General features: G+C 67.6%; 16 protein-coding genes. 2 read left to right on the top strand and 14 right to left on the bottom strand.

What is annotated here, in order from left to right; all coding sequences use genetic code 11:
- Window positions 1-85: 85 nt before the first annotated feature.
- Complete coding sequence (locus N8888_RS10675) at window positions 86-910, bottom strand: alpha/beta fold hydrolase (protein WP_065175255.1); 825 nt, start codon at window positions 908-910, stop codon at window positions 86-88.
- Window positions 911-1097: 187 nt separating this feature from the next.
- On the opposite strand from N8888_RS10675, the gene N8888_RS10670 reads away from it, so the two are divergent.
- Window positions 1098-1496 carry a DUF4124 domain-containing protein gene (locus N8888_RS10670; RefSeq protein WP_263174589.1) on the top strand — a complete coding sequence of 133 codons (399 nt, stop codon included), beginning with the start codon at window positions 1098-1100 and terminating at the stop codon, window positions 1494-1496.
- 70 nt (window positions 1497-1566) lie between these two features.
- Here the strand turns inward: N8888_RS10670 and N8888_RS10665 are convergent, their stop codons facing one another.
- The 13 genes from N8888_RS10665 to N8888_RS10605 all read right to left on the bottom strand — a co-directional run bounded on the left by N8888_RS10665 (window position 1567) and on the right by N8888_RS10605 (window position 14127).
- Entirely contained in the window at window positions 1567-2274 is a 708-nt protein-coding gene (locus N8888_RS10665; protein ID WP_065175254.1) for a DUF2968 domain-containing protein, read from the bottom strand.
- Between the two features lie 98 nt (window positions 2275-2372).
- On the bottom strand, window positions 2373-4520 hold the full coding sequence (locus tag N8888_RS10660) for a TadG family pilus assembly protein (protein WP_263174587.1): 2148 nt from the start codon (window positions 4518-4520) through the stop codon (window positions 2373-2375).
- An 8-nt stretch (window positions 4521-4528) separates the two neighbouring features.
- Window positions 4529-4984 (bottom strand): DUF3613 domain-containing protein, encoded by a 456-nt coding sequence (locus tag N8888_RS10655; RefSeq protein WP_263174585.1) that lies wholly within the window; start codon window positions 4982-4984, stop codon window positions 4529-4531.
- Window positions 4981-5856: a tetratricopeptide repeat protein gene (locus N8888_RS10650; RefSeq protein ID WP_262100531.1), complete on the bottom strand. Its 876-nt coding sequence runs from the start codon at window positions 5854-5856 to the stop codon at window positions 4981-4983. Before N8888_RS10650 ends, N8888_RS10655 begins: the two co-directional genes overlap by 4 nt.
- Before the next feature lie 5 nt (window positions 5857-5861).
- Entirely contained in the window at window positions 5862-6791 is a 930-nt protein-coding gene (locus tag N8888_RS10645) for a type II secretion system F family protein (RefSeq protein ID WP_263174583.1), read from the bottom strand.
- A gap of 22 nt (window positions 6792-6813) precedes the next feature.
- Window positions 6814-7764, bottom strand: coding sequence for a type II secretion system F family protein (locus N8888_RS10640; RefSeq protein ID WP_065182947.1), 951 nt, complete (start codon window positions 7762-7764; stop codon window positions 6814-6816).
- Between the two features lie 2 nt (window positions 7765-7766).
- The gene (locus N8888_RS10635) at window positions 7767-9116 is read right to left on the bottom strand and encodes a TadA family conjugal transfer-associated ATPase (RefSeq protein WP_065175249.1); all 1350 of its coding nucleotides are present in this window, start codon (window positions 9114-9116) and stop codon (window positions 7767-7769) included.
- Window positions 9101-10357 (bottom strand): CpaE/TadZ family protein, encoded by a 1257-nt coding sequence (locus tag N8888_RS10630; RefSeq protein WP_065175248.1) that lies wholly within the window; start codon window positions 10355-10357, stop codon window positions 9101-9103. Before N8888_RS10630 ends, N8888_RS10635 begins: the two co-directional genes overlap by 16 nt.
- Window positions 10358-10384: 27 nt before the next feature.
- Window positions 10385-11743 (bottom strand): type II and III secretion system protein family protein, encoded by a 1359-nt coding sequence (locus N8888_RS10625; protein ID WP_263174578.1) that lies wholly within the window; start codon window positions 11741-11743, stop codon window positions 10385-10387.
- Window positions 11744-11761: 18 nt separating this feature from the next.
- Window positions 11762-12805 (bottom strand): Flp pilus assembly protein CpaB, encoded by a 1044-nt coding sequence (gene cpaB, locus N8888_RS10620; RefSeq protein ID WP_164152538.1) that lies wholly within the window; start codon window positions 12803-12805, stop codon window positions 11762-11764.
- Between the two features lie 19 nt (window positions 12806-12824).
- Window positions 12825-13301, bottom strand: coding sequence for a TadE/TadG family type IV pilus assembly protein (locus N8888_RS10615; RefSeq protein WP_111185924.1), 477 nt, complete (start codon window positions 13299-13301; stop codon window positions 12825-12827).
- Window positions 13298-13843: an A24 family peptidase gene (locus tag N8888_RS10610; RefSeq protein ID WP_263174571.1), complete on the bottom strand. Its 546-nt coding sequence runs from the start codon at window positions 13841-13843 to the stop codon at window positions 13298-13300. The genes N8888_RS10615 and N8888_RS10610 overlap by 4 nt, the downstream gene beginning before the upstream one ends.
- Before the next feature lie 104 nt (window positions 13844-13947).
- Complete coding sequence (locus N8888_RS10605; protein WP_263174570.1) at window positions 13948-14127, bottom strand: Flp family type IVb pilin; 180 nt, start codon at window positions 14125-14127, stop codon at window positions 13948-13950.
- 690 nt (window positions 14128-14817) lie between these two features.
- On the opposite strand from N8888_RS10605, the gene N8888_RS10600 reads away from it, so the two are divergent.
- On the top strand, window positions 14818-15798 hold the full coding sequence (locus N8888_RS10600) for an AraC family transcriptional regulator (RefSeq protein ID WP_065175242.1): 981 nt from the start codon (window positions 14818-14820) through the stop codon (window positions 15796-15798).
- Window positions 15799-15925 lie beyond the last annotated feature (127 nt).

Below are 15925 nucleotides of genomic sequence, written 5' to 3'. Positions count from 1 at the left end.
CCGGCGGATGCTGGATACGTTCGCCGGGCAATACCCGTCGCTACCCCGCAGGAGCGGCGGCGCAGTGGGGCGCCGCCGCGGGACATCATTTGCGGGCGAACGCCAGCAGGTCGGCGTTGAAGCGATCGGCATGGGTGACGGTCAGGCCGTGCGGCGCGCCGGGGTAGACCGTCAGTTCGGCGTCCTTGATGATCTGCGAGGACAGCTTGGCCGACGCATCGAAGGGGACGATCTGGTCGTCGTCACCGTGCACGACCCATGCCGGCACGTCGATCTTCTGCAGATCTGCGGTGTAGTCGACTTCCGAGAATTCATGGATGCAGTCGTACTGGCCCTTCACACCGCCCAGCATGCCCTGCAGCCAGAACGAATCGCGCATGCCCTGGGTGACCGTGTTGCCGTCACGGTTGGCGCCGAAGAAGGGTGTGGCCAGGTCCTGGAAGAACTGCGAACGATCACCGCCGGTGCCCTTGCGGATGCCGTCGAAGACCTCCAGTGGCGTTCCGGCCGGGTTGCCCGCGGTCTTCAGCATCAGGGGCGGTACCGCACCGACCAGCACCACCTTCGCCACGCGCGCGCTGCCATGGCGGCCGATGTAGTGGGCCACCTCGCCACCACCGGTGGAGTGGCCGACCAGGATGGCGTCCTTCAGGTCCAATGCGTCGATCACCGCGGCCAGGTCGTCGGCGTAGGTGTCCATGTCGTTGCCGTCCCAGGTTTGGCTGGAACGACCGTGGCTGCGCCGGTCGTGGGCGATCACGCGGAAGCCGTTCTGGCCCATGAACAGCATCTGCGGGTCCCAGGCGTCTGAGGACAGTGGCCAGCCGTGCGCGAAAACGACCGGTTGCCCGGTGCCCCAGTCCTTGTAGAAGATGCGGGCGCCGTCGTTGACGGTGATGTAGTTGCTCATTGCGGTTTCCTTGGCGGAAGGGAAGGACGGCGGCGGCGAAGGTGGCCGTCGCCTGTGGCAGTACAGCGCAGAGGTGATGCAGTGGCTTGCACGGCTGTGCTGGATGAGCACGGATGTGACGCGGATCGCTCTGGCGCGCGGCGCTCGTCGTACCGACCATGAGTGCTGGTCGTGGGAGGGGGTGAAGATGAGGACTCTGCCGGGATGGGGGCTGCTGGCCATGCTGCTGACGACATCCGCAGCGGCGCAGACCCAGGTCTACAAGTGCACGGACGGCGGGCGTGCGCTGTACCAGCAGACGCCTTGCCAGGGGCAGGCGGAGTGGCGCTGGGAAGTGCCCGCCGAGCAGTCGCTGCCGCGCGGCAGTGCGCCGCTCACCGCCGAGGCGACCCCCACGGGTAACGGTGGACGCAGGCCGACGCGGCGATCGGGCCGTGCACAGGGGGCGTTGATTCCGATCAGTGCGGATGCTGCGGCCTGTGCACGGGCGCGCAGGATGCGCACGGAGGCGCTGGCCAGAACGCGCCGGGCGGATTTCGTCCAGCGCAGGCAGTGGGACGATGCCGTGTTCGAGGCCTGCCGCTGAATCGGGTCGCAATCAGGCCAAAAACGACAACGGCGCCGTTCGGCGCCGCTGTCGGGTTCTGTCGGGGGATTCAGCGAACGTCGCTGGCCGCTGCCGGCGCGGGTGTGCTGTCCGGCTTCGGCAGGCTCAATTCGGGGTTGCCCTGTTCGGCCTGCAGGATCTGGATGCGGCGCTGCAGGGCGTCCAGCTGGCTGTTGGTGCTCTGCACATCGGTGCTCAGGCTGACGGCCTGCTGCTGGGCCTGCTGCAGTGACGCGCTGACCTGGGCCGACTGCGCCTGCTGCTGCTCCATTTCCTGCTGCAGGGTACGCAGGCGCTCTTCGTTGTAGGCCACCAGGCGCTCGGTATAGCGCTTGCCGGCTTCCAGGCGGGTGGTATCGATGTAGACCTGCGCGAGCTGTTCGGTCTGCTGCACGAACGTGCGATAGACCCGCTCGGCGTTGTCGACGGCATCGGTCTTGATGACGCGCCAGAAGTTCTTTTCCTGGAACAGGGCGACGTAGTAGGTCAGGGTACTGGCATTGAAAAGCAGGCTGGCGCCGTAGTTGCCGTTGTACGTGGTACGCAGTTCGGTCAGCTGGCGTGCGTCCATCAACTGCTTGAGCTCGTCCACCGTGTTGCGTACCACGGGTGCGCTGCTGCGTACCGGTTCGGCTGCGGCTTCGCGGCTGCTGCGCGCCGCCAGTGCGGACGGTGCCGCCAGCAGCATGGCCACGGCCAGCAGTGCCGCGCCGCGCGCGTGGCGGGCGAAGACGGTGCCCCCTGAAGTTTCTCGCATGTCTGGACCATCCACGGATGAGTGTGGGTTGAGATGGAAGTGTTCCCCGCCCGGGAGTCTAGCATGCGCGGCGGCGGCGCCAAGGGCGCCGGCCCGGCTCAGAACACAAGCTGTGCGCCATTGCACTGGATGGACTGGACGTTGACATCGGTGCGGCCCAGCTCCAGCCCCAGCAGGCTGGCCAGGGTCGTGCTCAGCAGGGAGCCGACGGTGTTGAGCACCGGCTTGAGCGCGGCCAGCACCGGGCTCAGCACGGTGCACAGCACACCGCTGCAGGACACGTTGTTGCCGGGCGTGGTGACACCGCCGCCGGCCGCCGCGTCGAGGAAGCCGTCCGGGGCGGTCTGGATGTACGAGGCCAGATTGGTGCGGACGCAGCCGTTGTAGTCGATCAGGTTGCCCAGCAGGCTGTCGCAGCGGTTGATGAGCAGCCCGCCGACCAGTGAGCCGAGCAGCCCGTCGAGCAGACCCAGGCCCTGTCCCGTCACGGTGGCGCGGTAGCCTGCCCAGACCGAGCCATCTTCCCAGCAGGTGCCCAGCCCGATCAGGCAGGGTTTGGGCACGCCCTTCTTGACCGTCCAGTTGCCCAGCGGTGCCAGGTTGCGCGACGGGTCGCCGTCGCGCAGCAGGGGAATGAGCTGGTCGACGTTGTAGCGGCCGCCCGAGGGGAACGCTGCCTGCAGGTAGCGGTCGGCCAGTGCCTTGGCCGTGTCGTTGGCATTCATGCCCTGTGCCGGCGAGCTCAGCATGCCCGACAGGACACGCAGCAGCTCGTTGACCAGGTGCGAGACCGCGTCACCGACGGCCAGGGGATTGATCCGGGTGGTGCCGGTCTGGCCGGCGGCCAGGGTCAGGCTCTGCGTGCCGGTCAGCGCCGGCAGGGTGATCTTGTCGTTGATCAGCGGCCGTCCCAGCAGTGTCAGCAGTTGTTCGTTCTGCAAGGTGGCGTCGCAGACATTGCTCTTGGAGAAACGGTCGGCGGCATTGACCTTGCCGACGCACGCGCGCAGTACCGAGGAGTCCACCTGGATGGTGGCCGTGGGCGGTGCCGCGCTGCATTGGATGCTGGTCAGTGTTCCCATCGCGTTGGCCACGTCCACATGCAATGGCAGGTGCAGGCGCGTGCCCAGCAGGTTGAGCAGTGGCCCCACCCCGAACAGGCGGTCGCTGTCGACGTCGACCATCAGCCGGACCTGTGCGTTGTAGGCCCGCGAACCGACACCGCCGATGGCGATCGACGGCGGTTCGACAACACCTGCCTTGATATCCATGCCGAGCAGGTTGAGGTTCGGCACCGCTACGCCATTGCCATCATTGGCGATGGAGATGGCTGCATTGACCAGGTCAAGCACGTTGATCTGCGACTGCAGCGCACTGCCCACCGTGCCGTCGGGAGAGATCACCTCGGCGAACAGTCCGCCGCCGCCGTTCTGGCTGCCCAGCGCGATATTGACCCGATTGATGTCAAGGCGGGTGGCCACCAGGTCCGACAGCGCACGCAGCTGCACGCCTGCGGTGGTGCTGCGGCCGACCACCGTGGCGGTGGCGTCCACCAGCCGTGCCAGTGAAACCTGGTTCAACGACAGCAGGCGATTGAAGTCGGCCACGCTGAGATTGGCGGTGACCGGAATGCCGAGCGCATTGAGCAGGCCTGACGGTGTGATGTTGGCCTGCGCCAGTCCGTCGTACGACAGCACCGTGGCGTTGGTGACGTCCAGCCCCACCAGGCGCAGGGTGCCCATCAAGGGCGAGTTGCCGTTCGTGCGCAGCAGCTGCGAACCCACCGCGAACACCGCCGTCGGTTCCGAGCGGCGCGCCACGGCCTGTACGGTGATGGTCGGCAGGCTCTCGTTCTGGCCGAAGAACGGCAGCACGCTGCGGGTCGCAACCACCTGCACCGCATTGCGCGGATTGCTGGCGTCGACCGTCTCGCTGAAGCGGTTGCCTCCACGTGCGGCGCTCCAGTTGCCGCAGCGGACCTGCACCGTGCCGGGGAACTGGTTCTGCGTGAGTGCGCTCTGCCGCGCGGCGCTGTTGTCGCCGTTGCTCGATGTACACAGCTCAAGTCGCTGCGCACCTGCCAGCGCCGCCAGGTCCACGACCTTCTGCGCATCGCGCTTGGCCCAGAACAGGAAACCGACCTCGATCAGACCCAGCATGGCCACCAGTGCCAGCATCACCAGCATCATGGTGACGGACATGCCGCCGCGCGGGCGGTGGAAACGGGGCTGGCGAGAGCGGTTCATGGCATGCCTCAGCGTCCGGAGTTGGAGGTGCTCTTGGAACTGCCGACATCCGTGTCGAAGAAGGCGGGGATGTCCTGCTCGAAACTCTTCAGGTAGCGCGCGTAGCTGGCGGTGGCCTGGTCGCCGAGGATCGGCAGCCGCGCGCCCGCCTGTTGCCCGGACGCCTGCAGCTGGAACAGCTGGCGCGTGGCATCACCGACCTCGTTGCGCCGTGGCGCAGCCGGTGCGGCGGCCACCGGAGCAGGAGGCGCGGTTGGCATCGCCGGGGGCGGCGCAGGCGCCGCCAGGTCGACGGTTGCCAGTGCTTCGGCCTGCTGTGGGGCGACGGCCGGGCCGGCGGCCGGGCCGCCTCCCAGCATCTGGCCGGTCAGCGGCGCCTGTGGCGCCTGTGCGTGGGCTCCCGTGGCAAGCAGGCAGCAGGTGACCGCAGGCAGCAGGCGTCGGATCAGGGTCATGGCGGTCATGGCGTGTTCTCGGTCGGGTGGTCGGACGTGCCGAAGCGCTCCAGCATCGACGGCGGCAGACGGGAGGGGTCGCGATCGCGGGCGTCACGGCGTGTTTCGGCCGCCAGCCGGCTGCTGGCGGGGGCGGTAGCGTTGGTCGGCGCGGTGGTGATCCGTGCCGCGCTGCTGGCCGCCGCCTGCGCCTGGCGCTGCTGCAGCCGGCTGCGGATCTGCTGGGCCTGCTGCTGGATGCTGCGCCGGGTGTCTTCGTTGAGGTTGGCCTGCGCAGCCAGGCGTTCGGCTGTGGCGTTGTCGCCGCGCAGGACCGCCCACAGCGCCAGGTTGGCGGTCGCCTTGGCGTTGCCCGGTGACAGTTCCAGTGCTTTGGCCAGCGGCTCGCGGGCCTGGTCGAAGCGGCCGGCACGCAGACGCGCATACCCCAGGTCACCCAGGTAATCGGTATTCAACGGCTGCAGCTGGGTGGCGCGGGCCAGCGACAGTTCGCTGCCGGCCTCGTCATCGCGATGCGCGGCGATCAGGCCCAGGCCATGTGCCGCGGCGGCGGCCTGCGGCCCGCTGCTGAGTTCGCGGTACAGCGCGGCTGCGGCGTCGGTCTGGCCGGTCTCGCGCAGTGCATTGGCCTGCAGCAGGCGCAGCGCCGGAGGATCGCCGTAGCGCTGGCGGAATGCATCCACATGCGCCAGCGAGGCGTACCAGGCCCCTTGCAGCTGCATGCGCTCGATCAGCTCAAGGTAGGCATTGCGGCTGTCCTGCGGCGCGGGCCCGGGCTCGGCCAGGGTAGGCGCGCGCAGGTACTTCGGGGTGGACGAGGCGCATCCCGCGACGGCAGTGGCAAGAGCAAACAACAGACAGGCGTGGCGCAGAGCAGGCATGACGGTCATCCCATGTTCGACAGGGTTTTGGCCAGCGCGACCAGCGCAGGCCCGGCCAGCACCAGCATCAGTGCAGGCAGCAGGGTCAGCATCATCACCACGGTCATCTTCACCGAGAGCTTGCCGACCTTCTCTTTCAGAGCATTGCGGCGCTGTTCGCGCAGCCGGATGCTGAACTGGCGCAGCGGCTCCTGCACCGCGCCGCCGTGGGCGTGCACCTGCAGGATCAACTGCACCAGGCTGGACAGGTCGTCATCGCCGTAGACATCGCTGAGCCGGCGCAGCGACTGGGCGCGAGTGCGTCCATGGGTGTAGGCGACGTTCGCCTCCTGGATCTCGCCACCGAGCACCGGCAGTGCGTCGCGCAGCTTGTCGCCCAGGGTCTGCAGGCTCTGATCCATGCTGAAGCCAACCCCCTGCAGAAGGCGCAGCAGGTCGATCAGCAGCGGCAACTCGTTGTTGACGGCGCGCCGCCGCCGCTTGACCCACGCGGCCAGCACCAACTTGGGCAGCAGCAGGCCGGCGGCGAGCGCGCCGACGATCACCATGATCCGGGCCAGGCCGGTGGCATCGCTCACGGCCAGGGTCAGCGCCAGCACCAGTACTGCCAGCAGCAGGCGCAGGCCCAGATAGATCGCCGTGCCGCGACGGGTGTTCCAGCCGGCCAGATCAAGCAGCAGGCGATCCTCGCCTGCCAGCAGTGCGGCTTCCAGGCGCCCGCCGCTGAGCGTCCGGCCGAAGCGCTCCAGCCAGCCCAGTGAATCCCTGCGGGCCGCGTCCTCGTCGGCGATCGGATCACGTGGCTGCAATGCGGTCTTCAGCGTTGCCGCACTGCGGTCCTCGCGATGGCTGCGGACCCAGCCGCCCACACCGAGCAGGGCGACGCCGGCGGCCAGGACCAGCAGGGCAAGTGCGAACCAGGCAGTTGCGCTCATCGGGAACCTCCGCTGCGGATGCTCATAGCGACTTGGCCAGGCGATACAGCAGGAAACCACCGAGCAGTTCCAGGCCCAGGGCGATCAGCAGGATCTTGTGACCGAGCGGATCGTGCAGGACGGGCTGGAAGAACTCGGGGCTGGAGATCGCCATCAGTACGGCGCTGGCGGGCGGAAGCAGTCCCAGCACCCAGGCCGACATGCGGGTCTCGGACGTGGTGGCTGACAGCTCCTGCTGGGCCTGCTCCAGGTCGCGCATGAAATCGCCCATGCGCTGCAGGATCTGATCGGCGCGGCCGCCGATGCGGACGCTGACGCCCATCACCACGGCCAGCACCTTCAGCACCTCCATCCGATAGGGCTGCGCGGCGAGGTTCAGTGCGCGGTCCAGGTCCATGCCGCCCCGCGCGTATCGCACGGTGGTGTCCAGCAGCTCACGCAGTGGCGGCGTCGCCTGTTGCGACGCGACCTGGAAGGCCGACTGCAGGCTGTTGCCGAGCGCGGTCAGGCGGACCAGGTTGTCGAGGAAGTCCGGCAGCTGATGCAGCAGCTTGGCCTGCAACTTGGCGGTGCGGCGCATGATCCACAACCAGCAGCCCAGCAGGTACAGCAGCAGCGTCAGCGGCAGCATCCATGCCGTTCCCAGCCGCAGCATCGCGAACAGCGAGAGGGCCAGGCCGGGCACCAGCAGCATCAGCGGCACCTTCCAGCCGGTGGCGAGGCCCGCGCGTTGCAGCAGGCCATTCCAGGGCAGCGCGCGACGGCCAGCTGCTGCCGGCAGCGGCCGCGATCCATCGTTGGCCGCAGCCGCGTTGCTGCCCGGGCCCGCGCTGCCACGTGCCAGCTGCTGTTCGGCATGCTGCAGGGATGCCTGCCGCTGTTCGCGGCTGTTGGCGGTGCCCCACAGCCATACCGCCAGCGCCAGCAGCACCGACACGATGCTCAATACGCCCAGCAGCAGGCCGGTCCCCATGTTCAGTAGTCTCCGTAGAGGGATTCGCGCAACAGTTGGCGGAACGGCTCGAGCTTGTGCGAGTGCGGCTGGAAGCCCAGCCCGATCCAGCGGTCGGTCTCCTTGCCACTGCCGTCGATCTGCACTTCGTGGCGGAACATCTCCTGGGTGGTGATCAGGTTGTCGCTGACGCCGGTGATCTCGGTGATCGATACCAGCACGCGCCGGCCACTGCCGAGGCGCGAGATCTGCACGATGAAATCGATCGCGCTGGCGATCTGCCGGCGCAGGCTGTCTTCGCTGCCCTGGAACCCGGCGAAGCCGGCCAGCATCTCGATGCGATAGAGACAGTCGCGCGGCGAGTTGGCATGGATGGTGGCCATCGAGCCGTCGTGGCCGGTGTTCATCGCCTGCAGCATCTCCAGCACTTCCGCGCCGCGCACCTCGCCGACCACGATGCGGTCGGGGCGCATGCGCAGGCTGTTGCGCACCAGGTCACGGATGCTGACGGCGCCCTGTCCCTCCGCACCACCGATGCGGCTCTCCAGGCGCACCACGTGCGGATGGTTGAGTGAGAGCTCGGCGGTGTCCTCGACGGTGATCACGCGCTCGGTGGGTGGCACGTAGCTGGCCAGGGCGTTCAGCAGCGAGGTCTTGCCCGAGCTGGTGCCACCGGAGACGAGGATGTTGCAGCGACCCAGCACCATCGCCTTCAGCAGCGCCTGCATCGGCGCATCGAAGGTGCCCTTGGCCAGCAGTTCATCGGGCGTGAACGGGTCCTTGCGGAACTTGCGGATGGAGACCATCGGGCCGTCCACCGCCAGCGGCGAGATGATCGCATTGAGGCGGCCGCCGTTGGGCAGGCGCGCATCCACCATCGGGTTGGAGTCATCCAGGCGCCGGCCAAGTGGTGCGAGGATGCGGCGCAGGATGCGCAGCAGATGGGTGTCGTCGGTGAAGCGCTGGGTTGCGCGCTTGAGCTGTCCGCCCTGCGAGACGTGCACATCCTTGAAGCCATTGATCAGGATGTCTTCGATGGTGGGATCATGCAGCAGGTCGTCCAGCGGGCCGAAGCCGGTCAGCTCCTTGACCAGGCCCTCGGCCACCACCTGCATCTCCTCTTCATTGATCGGGATGCGCCACTCCTGGATGAAACCCACGGTCTGCACCTGCACCCAGCGCGCGATCGTGTCCGGTGCCCAGGAATCGATATCGATGCGCTCGTCCTCGATGCTGTTGAGCAGGTGCTCATGCGCCGCGGACAGCACCTTCTGGTACTGCTCGGTCTGTGCGAACGGCAGATTGCCCGCAACGTGGTCAGGAACGGTGTGGCGGGCGACGGCGTGCGGAAACGGGGTTACTTTGTCTTCCATTGCGATCCACCCAGGGCAAGGGCAAGTCTTTCCCGCAGGCCGTGCGTCTGGACCGGGCATGCAGCCGGATCCAGGCGTTGGACGAGCGGGGCGAGGGCACGCAGGTACGGATCACGCGGCGCGTCCTGCAGCAGCAGGTGGCCGTGGCTGGCGGAGGCACGTACGCGTGGTCGTTCGGGGAGCGTGGCCAGCAGTGGAAGCTCGAACCGTCGGGCGATCTGCTCCGGGCTCATGCCGCTGCTGTCGTCATGGCGGTTGATCACCAGTTGCAGGCGCTTCTCCCGTTCGCGCTGGCCGGACAGATGCTTGAGCGCATGGTCAAGCGAGACCAGAGTGGCAATCGAAGCGTCCGCGACCAGCCAAATCTCGTCGGCCTGGTCCAGCAGCAGCGGTGGCAGTTGACGCAGCGGGCAGCCGCCGGCGTCGCACAGCACGCTGGCAAACACGCCGCGCAGCCGCTGGAGCAGGGCGCCCGGATCGGACGGCGGAAGCGCATCGCTGCCGCTGGCGCGGTCGAGCAGGACCAGTCCGCTGTCATGGCGCGCCATCGCAGTGCGCGCCAGGGTGGCGTCGATGCGGCTGGCATTGCGCAGTGCGTCTTCGTAGTGGAAGCGGCTGTCCAGATTGAGGTAGAGCGCCAGGTCGCCTGCCGGCTGCGCCAGTTCCAGCAGCAGACCGTCCTGGGTGCTGGCCTCGCCCTGCGCCAACGCATGGGTCTGTTGTGCAAGCACGGCCAGATGCGCGGCCAGTGTGCTGGTGCCGACCCCGGCACGTACGCCCAGCAGCAGGATCAACCGCGCCTTGTGCGGCTGGTGTGCGGCAGCGGCGGGCCGGGGCGAGAGCGCGCGGCGCAGCGCGGCCTCGATGCCGGTGTTGTCGCTGTCCAGGTCGAGCACATCGCGCAGGCCGGCGCGCAGCGCCATCACCACGCCTTCGACCTGCCCGGCACTGGTGGCGCCAACGGCGACCAGCGCAAGGTCCGGCTGGGTCTGCTGCAGCTGCTGCGCCAGCACGGTCGAGGCGGCGGCGTGCTCGGGGCGGAAGTCGAGCAGTACCAGATTCTGCGGACCGCGTTGCAGGTCCTGCGCGGATGTCGGCTCACCGCTGTCCTGCCAGTGCAGGGTGGTGGCAGGCGGCAGCTTGGCCGCCAGCCGCGGCAGCAGTTCGCGATCCATCCCGTACAGGACCAGGTTCATCGGCGGTCCTTGCGGATGCAGCGGCTGGGCAGTGGCGTAGGGCATGGGCGTGGTATCGCAGGCATCATGGATTCAACGTGAGAAACCGGGCACCGGGTCCTGGCTGACCGGACCCAGCAGCCAGGAACCCCACTCAGGCAGGTTGGGCCGGGCCTCGCGCTCGCCTGGCAGTGCCAGCTCGGCATCGCGGGCGAGGGGCTGCACCAGCCGTGGCGTGACGATGATCACCAGTTCCTTGTCCTGGCGCTTGTAGTCGAAATCGCGGAAGAACGAGCCGATGATCGGCAGGTCGCCCAGCAGCGGGATCTTGTTCACCGTGGAGGCGACCGTCGAGCTGACGAGACCGCCGATCACGAAGCTCTCGCCATCGCCCAGCTCCACCGTGGTATCGGCACGGCGGGTGCTGATCGAGGGAATCTGCACACCGTTGAGGGAAATGGCGTTGGTGTAGTCGAGGTCGCTGGCTTCCGGCGCCACCTTCAGGGCGATGCGGTTGGGCGCGAGCACGGTCGGGGTGACGGTCAGGCCGATGCCGAACGGCTTGTAGGTGATGGTGGTGGTCCCCAGGCCCTGGGGTTCGAGGATCGGCAGTTCACCACCGGCGAGGAAGCTGGCGCTCTGGCCGGACAGCGCGACCAGGGTCGGCTCGGCCAGCACCCGGGCCATGCCATTGGACTGCAGCAGATCGAGGTCCGCATTCCACAGGCCCTTCGTCGAGCCGAACACCAGGCGGAAGGCCGACGAGATGGGCGATTCCGATTCGTTGCTGGAATTGCCCTCCTGCATGCCGGGCAGCACGCCGGTGTTGCCCGGCAGGATGCCGCCCGGACGAGCGAAGCCATAGGCAAAACCGCCGTTGCGGTTCTGGAAGCTGATGCCGACCTGTTTCAGCGCGGTCTTGTTGAACTCGACCACCTTCACCTCGACCTGGACCACACCGCCGCTGGCGATGGTGGAGGCATCGGCCAGCTGGCCATCCTTGCCCAACGCCATCGCGGCCGCCTTCTGTTCCTGCATGTGCGAGAGCGCACTGTCGGTGCTTCCCTGCAGCAGGCCCTGCTGGTCCTGCTGGGTGAACACCAGGCCGCTGGAACCCGCATCGGCCGCCCCCTGCACCGCGCTCTGCACGCGGACCTGCACGCGCTGTGGCTCCGACTGCTTGCGGTGCCACAGCAGCAGGGTGGTGGTGCCGGGGGCCTTGCCGACCAGCAGCGCCTGGCGCTGGCCTCGCAGCATCACGATATCGGCGACGCCCGGATCGGCGATGGCCACCCGTTCCAGGTCCGCGGGCAGTGTCCATGGCCGCTGTTCGCGGGCCTGCAGCACCAGGTCGTCAGCAGCCACGCTGGTCGCAGGCGCCAGCAGCACCAGCAGCAGAGCGAGCCAGCGCTGGCGGGAGGAGGGGCGTGGACTCTGGCGACGTTCGGTCATGGAAGCTCTCGGTGCAGGTCAAAGGGAGCCGCGGGGCGCAGAACCATCGCCGCGGATGATCTCGATTCCGGATGCGCGCGGTGCGCTGCGGCGGGCGGCGGGGGGCTGTGCCGGGGCGTCGTTCACCGTGCGTGCGCGTGCGTTGCTGCGACCGGCCAGGGCATCGCCATCGATGCCGGCGAAGGCGTGGTTCTCGGGGCGCTGCAACGCCAGCTGCTGTTCCGCGTCCAGGCCACGCAGCGGGTCGATCACACCCCGCGCCTGCGGGAACAGGGCCAGGTCGGGCTGGCCGGCGTCGGCGGGATTGCGCAGCGCGAGGTAGAGCTTGCCCTGCTGCGCGCCCAGCAGCAGCCGGTTGGCATCGGCCACCGGCACCGCCAGCACGGCGCTGCGGGCCGGCTGGGCTGCGTCACCGCTACTGCCGCCACCGCTGCTGGCGTTGCTGGTGATATCCGCCGCGCGCGGGTCTGCACGGTTGCTGGTATCGGCGCTGGCATTCGTGCTGCCCGTGTTCGGGGCGATGTCCTGCTGGCCATAACTGAGCACGCGCAGGCGCGACAGCAGAAGGCGGGTCTGTGCGGCGTCGGGTGCCGCGTTGTAGCTGGCAGGTTCGCTGCGCAGGTTGAGGAACACATCGACGAAATCGCCCGGCAGGATACGGTTGCCGGCACCGACCAGTTCATCCACCGGCACCGCCAGTGCACGCTCGCCGGGCCGCAGCTGCAGCGAGAAGCCCTGGGCCAGCACTGCGTCGCTGATGGTGCTGCCTTCGGCGATGTCCTGCACCGGCACCTTGCCGACCACGGCGGCCAGGTCGGCGGCGGCACCCGGCACGGCTGCGCTTCGACGCGCCAGGCGCACGCCATTGGCTGTGATCGGTTCACCGGCCGGCAGCCGGGCGATGGCCTCGACCACCGTAATGGCCTGTGCGTCGGCGTGAACGACCGGAGCCGCGCTTTCCGTCGAAGGGGCGGGCCTGCGGCCGATCACGAATGCGATCAGCGCCAGCAGCACCGCGAGTGCGATCAGAGCGATGGCGGCGATGCGGGTCAACTTGAGCATGGAACCGTCTCCTGTACCGTCAGTTGCCGGAGCCGAGGTCGAGCTGGGCGACCGCGACGCTGCGGATGGGGGCCCGCATCACCCAGCCGTAAAGCGTGGCGGTGCCGGGGAAAAAGGGGTGGGCGGCATAGTCGTAGCGGACGGTGACCGTCATGCACTGCGCGGTTGCCATGCCCGCGCAGGGCGCCTGCGCCGAGACCTGGATCGGACCGGTGCCGCCGGCGCTGCAGTCGGGGTTCTGCCTTGAGAACTGCAGCAGCCATTGCATCGACTGGCGTGCCGCGACGCACGCGGCCGTGCGCCGTTCGTTGGCGGTTCCGAAGCGCAGCGATGCGCGCGCGCCTTCGGCAGCGGCCGTTGCAAGCGTCTGCTGGGCAGCCATGATCAGCACGCCGGAAAAAGTGAACAGCAGCAGCGGCACCAGGCCGAGGATCATCATCAGCGCGTATTCGACGGCAACCACGCCACGCTGGCGCCGCGGACCGAGGGTGTTCATGCGAGACCTCCGTAGGTCGTGGCCAGGAGCCAGCCGATCGCCGCCAATGCGAGGTAGGCCGCATAGGGAATGCCGCGGCGCCCCTGGCGGGCAGCCTCCATTCCGCGCAATGCGGGGTGCGTCTGCCATTGCTCGCTGGCGCGCGATACCTGCAGCTGCACGCGCATCGGCAGGTGCATGCCCAGCTGACGCCCGAGCAGGATCGCCACTGCGTGGGCGCCGGCGGCAAGGCTGGCCACTACCCATATCGGCAGCAAGGCATGCCATCCCAGCAGCAGGCCGAGCACGGCAAAGAATTTCACGTCGCCTGCGCCCATCCAGCGTAGTGCGTAGAAGGGCAGGAGCGCGAGCAAGCCGGCAACGGCACCGAGCAGGTGCGCCGGCCAGGGCAGTCGTGGCTCACCAAATTGCCCGGCGACGAGCAGAGGTATTGCGAATGCGCACGCCGCCAGCAGCCAGGCATTGGGCACCCGGCGGGCATACAGATCGCTGATCGCGATCCGCAGGCACACACCGATGGCCAATAGTCCCAGCAGTGTCATCGCACTCCCCTTCGTCCGTCACTGGACCGTCTGCAACCGCATCCCGGCCTGCGGCCACCGTGGTCGCGGATGGCGCGACCAGCGGTGGTGCGTCCGCAGGTCGCTCAGGTGGTTGCTTCGGTGGCGATTGCCGAAAGGCGGGTGAACAGCGTGGTGAAGAATGCCGTGATCTGGGTGCGGCCCACGGCAATCAGGATGCCGGCGATCACAGCGGCCAGCAGCCCGTATTCGAGCGCGGTCACGCCATCTTCTTCTTTCAGGAACTTGCGGATGGAAGCGTTCATGACGGTTGTCTCCCTCTACCTGTCAATGGCAACAAGACACCTGCATCGGCCGGTTGCCCGACTCCGTCGGGACCGTCCATGGACCTCTGCCATCCTGGCGGAGGTGGCAATGCGGGACTGTCCCGCATCGCTAAAGCAGGGTGATCTCCGCCAGGGAGTGCAGCGACCGCGCATGTGCGACCGCGCGGCACCAGGCCGGTGGTCGCAACGTCATCGAGCAGCGTGTGCATCGTCATGCTGTCCCCTGGGTGTGACCGCATCGGAGCGGTTCGATCACCGTGATACCGACTTTGCCTGAATGGCGGCCGGGTGCAACCGGAACCTATATGCAAATTCGGCAGGAATCTCTTATTCCTGATAATCGGTTGCTTATTCTGTGATGAAGCGCCGTTCCCAGGCGTAACGATTCATCGTGATGTTAATAATGTGACCCGGGTTAACGCATGCGAGAATCGTGCCACTGGCGCCCACATTTCCTTCACGCCGGGCGCGGGTTGCTGTATTCCCGTGCGACCTGTTTACCTGCGTGGATTATCGGGCATACTCGTATTCAAGGTTTGGTACTTTCAAGGTGGAGCCGGCCAGTGGCCGCATCCATCACGGCAACGGATGATGCTCTTGGAAACCGCGCGCACCTGTAGGGCAGTGGGGGTTGCGGCGGGCAGCTGACCAACGGGGGACGACACTGTCATGGTTGATGGTGGGGTGGTTGACAGCGACGACGGCGAGCTCCGGTCGATCGACCTGGCCACGCTGAGCGGTGTGCTTCGCGTATGCGATGTGGAACTGTTGCTGCTCGACGGCAATGGTCCGCGCGCGGCGTTCGCTTCGCGCGTGCATGAGGAAGCCCTGTTCTGCAGCATCAGCTGCGGATTCCATTGCCGTGGCCGCTTCATGCTGCCGCCGGACTGGGCGATGCTGGGGTATCTGCAGGCCACCGACGAGGCGGTGAGCTGGTGCCATGGCGTACCGCTGGCGGCCGGGATGGCGTTGACCGTGCTTCCCGAAGGCATCAGTGAATTCACCCTCAGCCCCGGTACCCGCTTGACCCTGATGCTGGTGCCGGTATCCCGCGTGCAGCGCAAGCTGACCGAACTGAGCCTGCGCAGCACGCCGCCGGCGGGACAGGCGCTCTCGCTGTTCAATCTGTCCGGTGATGACGCCCCGCTGGCGCTGCATTACCAGCAGCTGCACCAGCAGCTGGGGCAGGGTGCCAGCCTGCAGCCGGAGGAAACCGAGCGGCTGCTGCATGAGCACATCCAGGCCCTGCTGGGTGCCGGTGCCGTCGATCGCCCGGGGTGCAGCCGCGCACGGCGTACGCATTACCTGATCGCCCAGCGCGCCGAGAATTTCATGCGGCTCAACCTGCGTCGCAATATATACATGAATGAAATCTGCGACGCCGCCGGTGTCAGCGAGCGTGGCCTGCGCTATGCATTTGAAGATCTGTTCGGTACGTCGCCCAACCGTTATCTGTCCATGCTGCGCCTCTGTGCAGCCTGCCGCAGCCTGTCGATGGCCGACTCCAGCAGGCGTTCGGTCAAGGCGATCGCGCTGAGCTGTGGCCTGTGGGATCTCTCCCGCTTTGCCGACAATTACCGGAAGGTGTTCGGTGAACTTCCGCGGGATACCCTGATGCGTGCACCCGCGCAGTTGGGCCAACCGGCCTGAGTCTGCCCCACAGGGGCTTTCACGGCATTGCTGCCGGTTTTGCATATCCGGCTGCCGAATCCGGCCGTGGATTTGCCGGATTGCGCGATTGCCCTGCCGGATTGAAGTGCGCCACGCCTCCGCGAAC

The organism is Stenotrophomonas maltophilia, assembly GCF_025642255.1.
In the GTDB taxonomy this organism is placed as follows: Bacteria; Pseudomonadota; Gammaproteobacteria; order Xanthomonadales; family Xanthomonadaceae; genus Stenotrophomonas; species Stenotrophomonas maltophilia_P.
The sequence above is the reverse complement of the archived record's forward strand: the minus strand, read 5'-3'. Positions and strand labels throughout refer to the sequence as shown.

Coding starts and splice junctions, on each gene's coding strand:
- N8888_RS10665 (WP_065175254.1), bottom strand. CDS start 2,274: ATGCGAGAAACTTCAGGGGGCACCGTCTTCGCCCGCCACGCGCGCGGC.
- N8888_RS10655 (WP_263174585.1), bottom strand. CDS start 4,984: ATGACCGCCATGACCCTGATCCGACGCCTGCTGCCTGCGGTCACCTGC.
- N8888_RS10640 (WP_065182947.1), bottom strand. CDS start 7,764: ATGGGGACCGGCCTGCTGCTGGGCGTATTGAGCATCGTGTCGGTGCTG.
- N8888_RS10600 (WP_065175242.1), top strand. CDS start 14,818: ATGGTTGATGGTGGGGTGGTTGACAGCGACGACGGCGAGCTCCGGTCG.
- N8888_RS10615 (WP_111185924.1), bottom strand. CDS start 13,301: ATGAACACCCTCGGTCCGCGGCGCCAGCGTGGCGTGGTTGCCGTCGAA.
- N8888_RS10635 (WP_065175249.1), bottom strand. CDS start 9,116: ATGGAAGACAAAGTAACCCCGTTTCCGCACGCCGTCGCCCGCCACACC.
- N8888_RS10625 (WP_263174578.1), bottom strand. CDS start 11,743: ATGACCGAACGTCGCCAGAGTCCACGCCCCTCCTCCCGCCAGCGCTGG.
- N8888_RS10645 (WP_263174583.1), bottom strand. CDS start 6,791: ATGAGCGCAACTGCCTGGTTCGCACTTGCCCTGCTGGTCCTGGCCGCC.
- N8888_RS10605 (WP_263174570.1), bottom strand. CDS start 14,127: ATGAACGCTTCCATCCGCAAGTTCCTGAAAGAAGAAGATGGCGTGACC.
- N8888_RS10650 (WP_262100531.1), bottom strand. CDS start 5,856: ATGCCTGCTCTGCGCCACGCCTGTCTGTTGTTTGCTCTTGCCACTGCC.
- cpaB (WP_164152538.1), bottom strand. CDS start 12,805: ATGCTCAAGTTGACCCGCATCGCCGCCATCGCTCTGATCGCACTCGCG.
- N8888_RS10670 (WP_263174589.1), top strand. CDS start 1,098: ATGAGGACTCTGCCGGGATGGGGGCTGCTGGCCATGCTGCTGACGACA.
- N8888_RS10660 (WP_263174587.1), bottom strand. CDS start 4,520: ATGAACCGCTCTCGCCAGCCCCGTTTCCACCGCCCGCGCGGCGGCATG.
- N8888_RS10675 (WP_065175255.1), bottom strand. CDS start 910: ATGAGCAACTACATCACCGTCAACGACGGCGCCCGCATCTTCTACAAG.
- N8888_RS10630 (WP_065175248.1), bottom strand. CDS start 10,357: ATGCCCTACGCCACTGCCCAGCCGCTGCATCCGCAAGGACCGCCGATG.
- N8888_RS10610 (WP_263174571.1), bottom strand. CDS start 13,843: ATGACACTGCTGGGACTATTGGCCATCGGTGTGTGCCTGCGGATCGCG.